Annotated in this window: 13 protein-coding genes; 10 read left to right on the top strand and 3 right to left on the bottom strand. The window is 62.7% G+C overall.

Annotated elements, in window-relative coordinates:
* Nucleotides 1–21 precede the first annotated feature (21 nt).
* Together JWQ24_RS02785 and JWQ24_RS02790 are read right to left on the bottom strand one after the other, a co-directional pair.
* Nucleotides 22–675: a TerC family protein gene (locus JWQ24_RS02785; protein WP_299804058.1), complete on the bottom strand. Its 654-nt coding sequence runs from the start codon at nucleotides 673–675 to the stop codon at nucleotides 22–24.
* 115 nt (nucleotides 676–790) lie between these two features.
* On the bottom strand, nucleotides 791–1,129 hold the full coding sequence (locus tag JWQ24_RS02790) for a hypothetical protein (protein WP_299804060.1): 339 nt from the start codon (nucleotides 1,127–1,129) through the stop codon (nucleotides 791–793).
* A 98-nt stretch (nucleotides 1,130–1,227) separates the two neighbouring features.
* On the opposite strand from JWQ24_RS02790, the gene JWQ24_RS02795 reads away from it, so the two are divergent.
* From JWQ24_RS02795 to JWQ24_RS02830, 8 genes are all read left to right on the top strand, one after another.
* Entirely contained in the window at nucleotides 1,228–1,575 is a 348-nt protein-coding gene (locus tag JWQ24_RS02795; protein ID WP_299804062.1) for a helix-turn-helix transcriptional regulator, read from the top strand.
* On the top strand, nucleotides 1,556–1,990 hold the full coding sequence (locus JWQ24_RS02800) for a hypothetical protein (RefSeq protein WP_299804065.1): 435 nt from the start codon (nucleotides 1,556–1,558) through the stop codon (nucleotides 1,988–1,990). The genes JWQ24_RS02795 and JWQ24_RS02800 overlap by 20 nt, the downstream gene beginning before the upstream one ends.
* Before the next feature lie 25 nt (nucleotides 1,991–2,015).
* On the top strand, nucleotides 2,016–3,902 hold the full coding sequence (locus tag JWQ24_RS02805) for a M3 family oligoendopeptidase (RefSeq protein WP_299804066.1): 1,887 nt from the start codon (nucleotides 2,016–2,018) through the stop codon (nucleotides 3,900–3,902).
* A 71-nt stretch (nucleotides 3,903–3,973) separates the two neighbouring features.
* Nucleotides 3,974–6,661, top strand: coding sequence for a patatin-like phospholipase family protein (locus JWQ24_RS02810; RefSeq protein ID WP_299804069.1), 2,688 nt, complete (start codon nucleotides 3,974–3,976; stop codon nucleotides 6,659–6,661).
* A gap of 118 nt (nucleotides 6,662–6,779) precedes the next feature.
* Complete coding sequence (locus JWQ24_RS02815; RefSeq protein ID WP_299804071.1) at nucleotides 6,780–6,932, top strand: aa3-type cytochrome c oxidase subunit IV; 153 nt, start codon at nucleotides 6,780–6,782, stop codon at nucleotides 6,930–6,932.
* A 75-nt stretch (nucleotides 6,933–7,007) separates the two neighbouring features.
* Complete coding sequence (locus JWQ24_RS02820) at nucleotides 7,008–8,138, top strand: Re/Si-specific NAD(P)(+) transhydrogenase subunit alpha (RefSeq protein WP_299804073.1); 1,131 nt, start codon at nucleotides 7,008–7,010, stop codon at nucleotides 8,136–8,138.
* Between the two features lie 10 nt (nucleotides 8,139–8,148).
* Nucleotides 8,149–8,466 carry a proton-translocating transhydrogenase family protein gene (locus JWQ24_RS02825; RefSeq protein WP_299804075.1) on the top strand — a complete coding sequence of 106 codons (318 nt, stop codon included), beginning with the start codon at nucleotides 8,149–8,151 and terminating at the stop codon, nucleotides 8,464–8,466.
* A gap of 10 nt (nucleotides 8,467–8,476) precedes the next feature.
* Nucleotides 8,477–9,877, top strand: coding sequence for an NAD(P)(+) transhydrogenase (Re/Si-specific) subunit beta (locus JWQ24_RS02830; RefSeq protein ID WP_299804080.1), 1,401 nt, complete (start codon nucleotides 8,477–8,479; stop codon nucleotides 9,875–9,877).
* Between the two features lie 68 nt (nucleotides 9,878–9,945).
* Here JWQ24_RS02830 and JWQ24_RS02835 read toward each other — a convergent pair whose 3' ends face one another.
* Entirely contained in the window at nucleotides 9,946–10,335 is a 390-nt protein-coding gene (locus tag JWQ24_RS02835; RefSeq protein ID WP_299804082.1) for a VOC family protein, read from the bottom strand.
* A gap of 220 nt (nucleotides 10,336–10,555) precedes the next feature.
* On the opposite strand from JWQ24_RS02835, the gene JWQ24_RS02840 reads away from it, so the two are divergent.
* Both JWQ24_RS02840 and JWQ24_RS02845 read left to right on the top strand, forming a co-directional pair.
* Nucleotides 10,556–11,608: an ionic transporter y4hA gene (locus JWQ24_RS02840; protein WP_299804106.1), complete on the top strand. Its 1,053-nt coding sequence runs from the start codon at nucleotides 10,556–10,558 to the stop codon at nucleotides 11,606–11,608.
* Nucleotides 11,609–11,628: 20 nt separating this feature from the next.
* Nucleotides 11,629–11,916 (top strand): cupin domain-containing protein, encoded by a 288-nt coding sequence (locus JWQ24_RS02845; RefSeq protein ID WP_265083564.1) that lies wholly within the window; start codon nucleotides 11,629–11,631, stop codon nucleotides 11,914–11,916.
* Nucleotides 11,917–11,947 lie beyond the last annotated feature (31 nt).

Here is an 11,947-nt window from a genome sequence, read left to right on the forward strand (position 1 = left end):
GCTACGAAAACATTAATGCTTTCATAAGATCGAAGCGAGGCTCGCCTGCGCGTGCGGCAACACCTCCAGCGTGCCGCGATAGATCATGTCGCCGGCCACATAAAGGATGATGGCGAGGCCGACATAAGCGATCCAGCGGTGCTTCTGCAGCAGCTTCGCCATGAAGCTGGCGGCCAGACCCATCAAGGCGATCGACAGCACCAGGCCGAAGATCAGGATGCTGGGATGGTCGCGCGCGGCGCCCGCGACCGCCAGAACGTTGTCGAGCGACATCGAGACGTCGGCAAGCGTGATCTGCCAGATCGCCTGGCCGAGCGTCTTGCGCGGACCGGATGGCGTGCCATCGGCATTGAGCTGGTTTTCCAGATCGTCGAGGTCGTGCTGGTGACCGGCGCGCAGTTCGCGCCACATCTTCCAGCAGACCCACAGCAGCAGCACGCCGCCGGCCAGCAGCAGGCCGATGATCTGCAGCAGTTGCACCGTGACGCTGGCGAAGCCGATACGAAGGAGGGTTGCGGCGATGATGCCGATCAGGATCGCCTTGCCGCGCTGTTCTTTCGGCAGTCCGGCGGCGGCGAGGCCGATCACGATGGCGTTGTCGCCAGCGAGCACCAGGTCGATCATCACGACCTGAAAAAGTGCAGACATGGCTTCCGGGGTAAATATCTCAGTCATAGGGCCGCTCCGTTGAACGTCCAGTCCGACATCACAGTTCACATGAACTGCCAGAGGGGCCCGGGTCTGGACGTGATGGCCGCAAGCGCAGATTGCGCCTGTGGGGATGAGTTATCTAGTCGGGTTGCTCCGAAAAGGTCACGAGCCGGACTATCTGGTCAGGCTCTATCAGAAGAGTAATGGCAACGCCAATAAAGGTCAGCATTCCTGCTACATCAAACCATGTAGCACGAAAGCCTTCATGTCGGCACCGCATTGCAATACCTGCGGTCACAGCTGCGATCACAAACATGAGTGTTGCGACGGCTGGCGCCAGGGCTTCCAACGACAGCATCCCTCGCAGCGCCAGCGCCAGTGCGAGGGCGACCAGCAGAATCGCAGCGAACAATTCCTTTGCCCGGCCTGTGGGGGCAGGCGGCTCGTGGGCGATGGGGCTGCGGTCCGTGAAGGCCATGCTGCATCTCGTCGCGTCCGGCAACGTTCACGCAGCGCGCCAATTGTGCTACGAAAAGTCGTCGAATTGATTAATTCATACTGGATAGTTTCGTAATCATGAAACTAAGAAAAAATCAAGTGGGTTTCGTCGAGACGGCGCCGGGCAAGCCGGTTCCCGAGGCGCGGCTCTTGCGCAAACAGGCGGGCGACTGGCTGAAGCAGAAGCGGGCCGAAGCCGGCCTGTCGCAGGTCGATCTCGCCGCGCGTCTGGGCCTGAAATACTACACCTTCATTTCCCAGGTGGAGAACGGCTTCAGCCGGGTGCCGACCGAAACGATGCAGGCCTGGGCGACCCATCTCGGGCTCGATCCCGCAATTTTTGCAAAGTATTTGCTGGTCTATTACGAGCCGGAATTGCACCGGCTCCTGTTTGGGACATCGGACAATGACCGTCATTGCCTTTGAGCGCAGGTCCATCGCCGGCATGTGGAGCGAGGCTGAGCTGAACGTCATCGCGGATGCGGTCGGGGGCCTGCGCCCGGGCGAATGGGAAGCCGGACGCACCGAAGCCGGCGACGCGCAGCTCTATCTTCTGGGGCCGCGTCCCGACCAGGCCTGCGAACTTTGCGTGTCGCGGCTGGACAGGCGCTACATCCTGGAGGACGGGGCGGGCCGGCTATTGTTCGAGCATCACAGCCTGCCGCTGGTGGCAATGCATGCGCGATCCGCCTTGCGCATCACGCGGTGGTCACTTGTCGCGCGCATCGTTGTGGTGTGGTGTACGATTCGCGATGTGATCCATGACCGGATCGAGCCCGTGCTCGGCGAAAGCGAAGAATTGCTGGTCCATCTGGCGCCGCAGTTCGCCGCCTTCGTGTGAAGGTTGCGCCAAACTGAAAGTGCTCATGACCAAAACTGCGACCGCCCGGACGACGAAAACGGCCCGCAAGCCCGTTGCGACCAAGGCCTCCAGCAAGACGGCGAAGACATCCTCGAAGGCGGCTGCCAGGTCGAAGCCGGCGAAGCTTCCGGAGTGGAATCTGGCGGATCTGTATTCGGCAATCGACGCCCCTGAAATCGCTCGGGATCTCGACAAGATCGATGCCGACTGCGCGTCGTTTGAGGCCGACTACAAGGGCAGGCTGGCGACGGAGACCGCCAAGGCCGGCGGCGGCGCCTGGCTCGCCGGCGCGGTGAAGCGCTTTGAGGCGATCGACGATCTCGCCGGGCGGCTCGCTTCTTTTGCCGGGCTGATCCATGCCGGCGACAGCGTCGATCCCGCGATCTCGAAATTCTACGGCGATGTCTCCGAGCGCCTCACTGCGGCGTCGGTCCATTTGCTGTTCTTCGGCCTAGAACTAAACCGCGTCGATGATGCCGCCATAGAGCAGGCGATGCAGACGCCGGAACTCGGCCATTACCGTCCGTGGATCGAGGATAGCCGCAAGGACAAGCCGTACCAGCTCGAGGACCGCGTCGAGCAGCTGTTTCATGAAAAATCCCAGACCGGCTACGGCGCTTTCAACCGGCTGTTCGACCAGACCATTTCCGGCCTGCGTTTCAAGCTCGGTGGCAAGGAACTGGCGATCGAGCCGACGCTGACCATGCTGCAGGACCGTCTGCCTGCGAAGCGCAAGGCCGCCGGCCAGGCGCTGGCAAAGACCTTCAAGGCCAATGAGCGCACCTTCGCGCTGATCACCAACACGCTGGCCAAGGACAAGGAAATCTCCGACCGCTGGCGCGGCTTCGAGGATGTCGCGGATTCCCGCCATCTCTCCAACCGCGTCGAGCGCGAAGTCGTCGATGCGCTGGTGGGCTCCGTGCGCGCGGCCTATCCGCAACTGTCGCATCGCTATTATCAGCTGAAGGCGCGATGGTTCGGCAAGAAGAAGCTGGCGCATTGGGACCGCAATGCACCGCTGCCCTTCGCCGCCACCGGCAGCATCCCGTGGGCGGAGGCCCAGGAGATGGTGCTGACCGCTTACACGGCTTTCTCCCCGGAAATGTCCGCGATCGCCAAACGCTTCTTCACGGATAGCTGGATCGACGCCGCGCTGCGGCCCGGCAAGGCGCCGGGCGCGTTCTCGCATCCGACCACGCCCTCGGCGCATCCCTATGTGCTGATGAACTACCAGGGCAAGCCGCGTGACGTGATGACGCTGGCCCACGAACTCGGCCACGGTGTGCATCAGGTGCTGGCGGCGAAGAACGGCGCGCTGATGGCGCCGACGCCGTTGACGCTGGCCGAGACCGCCAGCGTGTTCGGCGAGATGCTGACCTTCAAGCGGCTGCTGTCGCAGACGAAAAATGCAAAGCAGCGCCAGGCGCTGCTGGCCGGCAAGGTTGAGGACATGATCAACACCGTGGTGCGGCAGGTCGCGTTCTATTCCTTCGAGAGGGCCATCCACACCGAGCGCCGCAATGGCGAACTCACCGCGCAGAGGATAGGCGAGATCTGGCTCAGCGTGCAGCAGGAGAGCCTGGGGCCGGCGATCGAGATCAAGCCGGGCTATGAGAATTTCTGGATGTATATCCCGCACTTCATCCATTCGCCGTTCTACGTCTACGCCTACGCGTTCGGCGACTGCCTGGTTAACTCGCTCTATGCGGTCTACGAGAACGCCCAGGAGGGCTTTGCCGAGCGCTACCTCGCGATGCTCGCGGCCGGCGGCACCAAGCATTATTCCGAACTTCTGATGCCGTTTGGCCTCGACGCCAAGGACCCGAAATTCTGGGACGGCGGCCTGTCGGTGATCTCCGGGATGATCGACGAACTGGAGGCGATGGGCTGAAATGATCCTGCATTTCGGCTTGAAGTCAACCGAGGGTTGCGTATCCTGCGCGAAAGCGCGTGGAGGCCGCCATGGTGAACACGGCGAACGGTGCACAGGCGAAGTCGTTAGATACCGACGATAACTCCCGATGGGCCGACAAGCACGCCGCCGTGCTCGCGATCGAACTGGCGGCGATCGCGCGTCGCCGCGCAGGGTCCGGCGTCGAAACGCCGCCTCCGATCGGGCATCCAGGTCCCGGTCAGACGCTGGACGTGACGGGGCTTGCGCTGTCGGGTGGAGGCGTGCGCTCCGCGGCGATCGGCCTTGGCGTATTGCAAGCCCTGAATGACGGCGATCTCCTCAAGCGGATCGACTACCTCTCGACCGTGTCGGGCGGCGGCTACATCGGTTGCTCGTTGACGGCCGCCATGGCGGGCAGCGGAGTCTTTCCGTTCGGCAATGCCGCAGCGACACCGCACGCAGGTGTCGGGGCCGTTGCGCCGCAAGCCAACGATATTTCCGACACGCCGGCCGTCGGCCACATCCGTAACTACTCGAATTATTTGATCCCGAATGGGTTTCGTGACGGGCTGAGCGCCGCGGCGATCATCGTCCGCGGGCTGGTCGCGAATTTCGCGCTGGTGCTGCCGGTGTTGCTGGTGCTCGCCAGTTTCACCATCTTCTGCAATCCATTCCGTAGCCGCCTCGCTGCCGCCGACCTGGTCGGTCTGGATCTCAGCTCCCATCTGAAATCCAATTTCGGCATGACCCTCGTTGCCGCAGCGCTGCTGCTGCTTTTGTATTATTTCTGGGGGACCGGCCGATATCTGGAGAAGATCCGGCGGTTGCGCATACTGGATGCGATCGGCTCGTTCCTGATTGTTGGATTCGTTGCCATCGCCTTCGCGGAATTCCAGCCCTTCGTCATTGAGGGCATGTTCCAGATTGCCAACAGCGATGCCGGCGATTCACAGGGCCTGATCCTTGGCCTGTTCACGAGCTGGGTGAAGACATTGGCGGCGGTCGCCGCGCCGGTTGCCGCTGTCGTGACGTTCTTTCAGCGCCAACTTGGCGGCTTGCTCAAGAGCGTCACTGCCGGCTCCAGCGCCACGACAATGGCGGCGGCCTATCTGACCAGGGCTGCGGTTTGGGTCGGCGGGCTGGCACTGCCGCTGCTGTTATGGATCGCTTACCTCTATCTGTGCTTCTGGGGCATCGCCAACGACTGCTTTTATCCGCCGAAAGTCGATCGAATCGCGCCGCCGGCAGCGGTGGCGGCCAATGTCACGGTGACCGCGCCCGGCCTCGCCTATAGCGGCGCGCTGAAGGATACGGCGAAAGCCGCACGGGCCGCTGTTTTGCAGCCGGTCTGCGATCAACAGCAGAAAATTCCGGAAGGATGGACGCAGCGCAAGACCTACGATCATGTTCCCAACTGGCTGATGCAGTCACCGCCGGACGCAGCCAAGGCGACGCCCGGCTCGCCGCGCGACCTGCAACTGCTGTACTGGGCGATCGTCATCGCACTGGCGCTGGGGTCGCAATTCCTGCTGCCGAACAGCAATTCGCTTCACCAGCTTTATCGCGACCGGCTTGGCAAAGCCTTCCTGTTCGATCCGGATCCCAAAAAGCGGATGGGGGTGAAGCCTGCCTTCAACGAGGCCAGCCGCGACCAGGGCCGCGATTTCGCCGAACTGGATATGATGAAGCTCAGCAAGCTTTCCGACGTCCATGCGCCCTATCACCTGATCAACGCCGCGCTGAACATTCAGGGATCCGACTACGCCAACCGCCGTGGCCGCAATGCGGATTTCTTCTCTTTCTCGCGCGACTGGATCGGCAGTGAAGCGACCGGTTACGCGCCGACGGCCGCGATGGAGCACAAGGCGCCGGAACTCGACCTAGCTACCGCGATGGCGATCTCCGGCGCGGCGGCTTCCTCGAATATGGGCGCGAACACGATCCGCCCGCTGACGCCGACCCTGGCGCTTCTCAATATCCGCCTTGGTTACTGGCTGACCAACCCCAAACCGCTCGCGGAGAGGCTCGCGGCGCCGCGCAGGCGCCGTTTCGTGTTGCGCAATTCCAGCCTGTATCTTTGGCAGGAACTGTCCGGGCGGCTCTATGAGAACAGCGACGCCGTCTATCTCACCGATGGCGGTCATATCGAAAATCTCGGCATTTACGAATTGCTGCGGCGGCGCTGCCGGCTGATCATCGCGGTGGATGCCGAAGCCGATTCCGCGATGCATTTTCCATCGCTGGTGACGCTGCAGCGCTACGCTCGCATCGATCTCGGCGTCCGTCTCAATCTGCCTTGGGAGCCGATCCAGGCGCAGACGCAGGCCTGGATGAAGAGCAATGAAGGCAAGCCGCCGACGCCGGCGCCGGTTGGCTCGGGCGGCCCCCATGTGGCGATCGGCATCATCGATTACGGCGGCGGCCAGACCGGCTATCTCGTCTATATCAAGTCCTCGCTGACCGGCGACGAGAACGATTACGTTCGCGACTACGCACGGCGCTATGCATCCTTCCCGCACGAGACCACGGGGGATCAGTTCTTCAGCGAGGAGCAATTTGAAGTCTATCGTGCGCTCGGCTTTCACATGACCCACGGCTTTTTGTCGGGGAACGATGACGTCGTCGTAGCGGTCAGTGGGAGGAAACATGTCTCCGTCAAGTTTGCGGATGACAGCGTGGCGACGGTCCGCGCGGTGCGCGAAATACTGGGCCTGCCCGTAAAGCCGCTCGCTCCGGTGCCGGGGACGGGGGTGTAAACCGGCCGGCTTGGTGCGCTGCGGCATGGGAAGCGGTGCGGATTTCCCTACGCCGTTGCTCTCCCGCACCGATTGCGCTAATTCCAAGGCAACAAAAGCATACCGGCTGGAGACGTTGATGTCAGATCATAGCGAAATTGCCTACACCACTGCCGACGGCAACGACTATCCCGCCCATGAGCAGACCTATGAGGGGTTCATCGCCCTGGTGAAGTACGGCACCATCGGCGTCGTCGCCATTGTTGCCTTGATGGCCATTTTCCTGACCTGATCCATCCGGTAGCGCCGCCTGGCGGCGCCGTCGCCTGATTTGCTCACGCGTGCGCCCTGCGCCGCCGGAGGCCCTATGAAAATTGCTGTTGCCAAGGAAATCGATGCTTCTGAGCCGCGCGTGGCGATCTCGCCCGACACGGTGAAGAAGTTCAAGGCGCTGGGCGTCGACGTCGCCATCGAACCGGGCGCCGGCTTGAAGTCCGGCATGCTGGATTCGGACTATACCGCGATGGGCGCGACCATCGAAGCCGATGCCATGCAGGACGCCGACATCGTCATCAAGGTGAAGCGCCCCGAGGCCTCGGAGCTTGCAAACTACAAGCGCGGCGCGCTGGTGATCGCGATCATGGATCCCTATGGCAACGATGCCGCGCTGAAGGCGATGGCCGATGCCGGCGTTTCCGCCTTCGCGATGGAATTGATGCCGCGTATCACCCGCGCGCAGGTGATGGACGTGCTGTCGTCGCAGGCCAACCTTGCCGGCTACCGCGCCGTGATCGAGGCCGCCGAGAGCTTCGGCCGGGCCTTCCCGATGATGATGACGGCAGCGGGCACCATTCCTGCGGCGAAGGTGTTCGTGATGGGTGTCGGCGTCGCCGGCCTGCAGGCGATCGCCACCGCGCGCCGACTCGGCGCCGTGGTCACGGCGACCGACGTGCGACCCGCGACCAAGGAGCAAGTCGAGTCGCTCGGTGCCAAATTCCTTGCCGTGGAAGATGAGGAATTCAAGAACGCGCAGACCGCCGGTGGCTACGCCAAGGAAATGTCGAAAGAGTACCAGGCCAAGCAGGCCGCGCTCACCGCCGAGCACATCAAGAAGCAGGACATCATCATCACCACCGCGCTGATCCCTGGCCGGCCCGCGCCGCGTCTGGTCACCGCCGAGATGGTGGCGTCGATGAAGCCCGGTTCGGTGCTGGTCGATCTTGCGGTCGAACGCGGCGGCAACATCGAGGGCGCCAAGCCCGGCGAAGTGGCCAACGTGGGTGGCGTCAAGATCGTTGGCTACACCAACGTCGCCGGCCGCGTGCCCGCCTCGGCCTCGAGCCTGTATGCGCGAAATCTGTTCTCCTTCATCGAGACGCTGGTCGACAAATCGACCAAGGCGCTCGCGGTGAACTGGGACGACGAACTGGTCAAGGCCACCGCCCTGACCAGGGACGGCGCCGTCATCCATCCGAATTTCCAGCCCAAAGCCATCTGAGGAAGCCGCCATGGATCATATCGCACAGGCCGTCGATCCGTTCGTGTTCCGGCTTTCCATCTTCGTACTTGCCGTGTTCGTCGGCTATTTCGTGGTGTGGTCGGTGACCCCCGCATTGCATACGCCGCTGATGTCGGTGACCAACGCGATCTCCTCGGTGATCGTGGTCGGTGCGCTGCTCGCGGTCGGCGTCACGCTGGTCGGCAGCGGCGGCATCTGGGCGCGGGGCTTCGGCTTCATCGCATTGATTTTTGCATCCGTGAATATTTTTGGCGGCTTCCTGGTCACCCAGCGCATGCTGGCGATGTACCAGAAGAAAAAGAAGTAAGGGCAGCCCGATGAACGCCAATCTCGCTGCAGTCCTGTATCTCGTTGCAGGCGTCCTGTTCATCCTGTCGCTGCGCGGGCTGTCCAGCCCCGCTTCCAGCCGACAGGGCAATTTCCTGGGCATGGCCGGCATGGCCATTGCGGTCGCCACCACGCTCGCGGCGCATCCACCGGCGGACGGCATCGGCTGGGTGCTGGTGATCCTCGGTGTCGGCATCGGCGGCGGCATTGGTGCCGTGATCGCCCGCCGCGTGCCGATGACCTCGATGCCCGAACTGGTCGCGGCCTTCCACTCACTGGTCGGCATGGCCGCGGTGCTGGTCGCCGCCGGCGCGTTCTATGCGCCGGAAGCCTTCGACATCGGCACCCCCGGCAACATCCATGGCGCCAGCCTGGTCGAAATGTCGCTCGGCGTCGCCATCGGCGCGCTGACTTTCACCGGCTCGGTCATCGCGTTCGCGAAACTGTCCGGTCGCATGAGCGGTTCGCCGATCATCCTGCCGTTCCGCCATATCATCAACATCGTGCTGGCGATCCTGCTGGTCGTGTTCATCGTCGGTCTGGTCAAGACCGGCAGCGTGCTCGACTTCTGGCTGATCGTGATCATCGCGTTGGCGCTCGGTGCCCTGCTGATCATCCCGATCGGCGGCGCAGACATGCCGGTCGTGATCTCGATGCTGAACTCCTATTCCGGCTGGGCTGCGGCCGGCATCGGCTTCACGCTGGGCAATTCGGCGCTGATCATCACCGGCGCGCTGGTCGGCTCGTCCGGTGCGATCCTGTCCTACATCATGTGCCACGCGATGAACCGCTCCTTCATCTCGGTGATCCTCGGCGGTTTCGGTGGCGAGACCGCGGCGGCCGGTGCGGGCGCTGGCGGCGAAGTGCGCCCGGTCAAGCTCGGTTCGGCGGATGACGCGGCCTTCATTATGAAGAACGCGCAGAAGGTCATCATCGTGCCCGGCTACGGCATGGCGGTGGCCCAGGCGCAGCACGCGCTGCGCGAACTGGCCGACAAGCTGAAGGCCGAGGGCGTCGAGGTGAAGTACGCGATTCATCCGGTGGCGGGCCGCATGCCCGGCCACATGAACGTGCTGCTGGCCGAAGCCAACGTGCCTTACGACGAGGTGTTCGAACTTGAGGACATCAACTCGGAATTCGCCCAGGCCGATGTCGCCTTCGTGATCGGCGCCAACGACGTGACCAACCCTGCTGCCGAGGACGACAAGACCTCGCCGATCTATGGCATGCCGGTGCTGCAGGTCTGGAAGGCCGGCACCGTGATGTTCATCAAGCGCTCGCTGGCGTCCGGCTATGCCGGCATCGACAACCCGCTGTTCTACCGCGACAACACCATGATGCTGCTCGGCGACGCCAAGAAGATGACCGAGAACATCGTCAAGGCGATGTAGGCCGCCGGCCGACGGACTTCACGAAAACGCCCGGCTGCACAGCCGGGCGTTTTGTTTTGGCCGCTAGTTTACGCGACAGGCTCTTTCGGGAGGCGATACAGCGCGCAGAGCTTGTTGCCGTCGGGATCCCTGAGGTAAGCGAGGTACAATTTCGCGCTGCCATCACGGATGCCGGGTGGCTCCTCGCAGGTCGTGGCGCCATTGGCGATGCCGGTCGCGTGCCAGGCGTCGGCCTCTTCCACCGAATTGGCGGCAAAACCGATCGTGCCGCCATTGGCCGGCGTTGCCGGATTGCCGTCGATCGGCTTCGATACCGAAAAGGTGCCGGTCTTGGTGCGATAGAAGACCCTGTGCCGGTCAACCACGCCGGGCGATACGCCGAGTGTACCGAGCAGTCCGTCGTAGAACGACTTCGCGGCGTCGAGATCGTTGGTGCCGATCATTACGTGTGAAAACATCTCGCTTCCTCTCCTGTTTTCTTGCAAGCTCACCTTGGGTGATGCCCGACTATACGCCCTGTTTGCGGCTTGACGAGCCGGGCCGTTGCAGCCGCGCTATCGATCGCACCGGAGCAGCGTTGGTCGGGGAAGCCTTCGCGCCGAATCCATTTGCCCTTTCCAGAACCAGTTCCAGGACACCTGTTTGATGCCAGCCCAGCGCGTGCCGAAATCGTCCTGGATGTTCCCCGCGCTGGCCGTGGTGTTTGTCGCCGTCAGCGCAGGGCTCGGTCTGTCCTTCACGCCGTCGGCGTCCGGGCTGGTATTCGCGGCCGTGTTGCTCGTCATTCTGTTCGGCACGGTGTTCGCCGCGGTCCATCACGCCGAGGTGATCGCGCACAAGATCGGCGAGCCCTATGGCACGCTGCTGCTGACGCTGTCGGTGATCATCATCGAGGTCGCCGTCATCGCCACCATCATGCTGGGCGACAAGGCGGTTCCGACGTTGGCGCGCGACACGGTGTTCGCCGTGGTGATGATCGTCTGCAACGGTCTGGTCGGGCTCTGCATCCTGGCCGGCGGGCTGCGTTATGCCGAGCAGGAATTCCAGGTCTCGGGATCGAAGGTCTATCTCAGCGTGCTGATCGTGCTCTCCACGATCACGCTGATTATGCCGAATTACACGCTGACCACGCCCGGGCCGTTGTTTTCGGGACTGCAACTCGCCTTCGTCAGCGCCGTCACGCTGATGCTGTATGGCCTGTTCCTCTACACGCAGACGGTGCTGCACCGTGATTACTTTATTACCGGTGAAGACGATGGCGAGAGTCATGCGACGCCGCGTATCATCGTGATCAGCGCCGTGCTGCTGGTGTTGTCGCTGGTGGCGGTGGTGCTGCTGGCGAAATCATTTTCGGTGGTGGTGGATGCTGGTGCGGCGGCCATCGGCGCGCCTCCGGCATTCTCCGGTATTGTCGTTGCACTTCTGGTGCTGCTACCTGAGAGTGTTGCGGCGATCTCTGCAGCGCGCCACAACCAGTTGCAGAAGAGCATCAATCTCTCGCTCGGCTCGGCACTCGCCACGATCAGTCTCACGATACCGGCAGTGGCGCTGGCAGCCTATCTCCTCGGCAAGCCGCTGGTGCTGGGACTTGCGCCCGGCGAGATGGTGTTGCTGGTGATGACATTCATTTTGAGCATGCTGACATTCGGCACGGGTGTGACGAATATCCTGTTCGGGATGGTGCATCTGCTGGTGTTTGCGGTATTTCTCTTGACGGTATTTGTGCCGTAACGATCGAAGGACGACCAACGATGCTCGCTGCCCAATCAGACGTCCAGCAGGACACCCCCGAAGTTCGCGTCACCGAATGGCGGCTCGCACCGGGGGCAGCGACCGGACACCACACCCATGGCATGGACTATGTGATCGTGCCGATCACCACCAGCGTGATGACCATCGTCGCGCCGGACGGAACCCGCTCGCAGGCGCCGATCACCACCGGCAAGTCCTATTTCCGCAAGGCCGGCGTCGAGCATGACGTGCTCAACGAGACCGACAAGGAAATCGTGTTCCTCGAGGTCGAGGTGAAGAAAGTCTGAGGCGTCTCGGTCGTCATTGCGAGCGAAGCGA

Origin of the sequence: Tardiphaga sp. (assembly GCF_028290495.1) — a bacterium.
Lineage (GTDB): Bacteria > Pseudomonadota > Alphaproteobacteria > Rhizobiales > Xanthobacteraceae > Tardiphaga.

Coding starts and splice junctions, on each gene's coding strand:
- JWQ24_RS02785 (WP_299804058.1), bottom strand. CDS start 675: ATGACTGAGATATTTACCCCGGAAGCCATGTCTGCACTTTTTCAGGTC.
- JWQ24_RS02790 (WP_299804060.1), bottom strand. CDS start 1,129: ATGGCCTTCACGGACCGCAGCCCCATCGCCCACGAGCCGCCTGCCCCC.
- JWQ24_RS02795 (WP_299804062.1), top strand. CDS start 1,228: ATGAAACTAAGAAAAAATCAAGTGGGTTTCGTCGAGACGGCGCCGGGC.
- JWQ24_RS02800 (WP_299804065.1), top strand. CDS start 1,556: ATGACCGTCATTGCCTTTGAGCGCAGGTCCATCGCCGGCATGTGGAGC.
- JWQ24_RS02805 (WP_299804066.1), top strand. CDS start 2,016: ATGACCAAAACTGCGACCGCCCGGACGACGAAAACGGCCCGCAAGCCC.
- JWQ24_RS02810 (WP_299804069.1), top strand. CDS start 3,974: ATGGTGAACACGGCGAACGGTGCACAGGCGAAGTCGTTAGATACCGAC.
- JWQ24_RS02815 (WP_299804071.1), top strand. CDS start 6,780: ATGTCAGATCATAGCGAAATTGCCTACACCACTGCCGACGGCAACGAC.
- JWQ24_RS02820 (WP_299804073.1), top strand. CDS start 7,008: ATGAAAATTGCTGTTGCCAAGGAAATCGATGCTTCTGAGCCGCGCGTG.
- JWQ24_RS02825 (WP_299804075.1), top strand. CDS start 8,149: ATGGATCATATCGCACAGGCCGTCGATCCGTTCGTGTTCCGGCTTTCC.
- JWQ24_RS02830 (WP_299804080.1), top strand. CDS start 8,477: ATGAACGCCAATCTCGCTGCAGTCCTGTATCTCGTTGCAGGCGTCCTG.
- JWQ24_RS02835 (WP_299804082.1), bottom strand. CDS start 10,335: ATGTTTTCACACGTAATGATCGGCACCAACGATCTCGACGCCGCGAAG.
- JWQ24_RS02840 (WP_299804106.1), top strand. CDS start 10,556: ATGTTCCCCGCGCTGGCCGTGGTGTTTGTCGCCGTCAGCGCAGGGCTC.
- JWQ24_RS02845 (WP_265083564.1), top strand. CDS start 11,629: ATGCTCGCTGCCCAATCAGACGTCCAGCAGGACACCCCCGAAGTTCGC.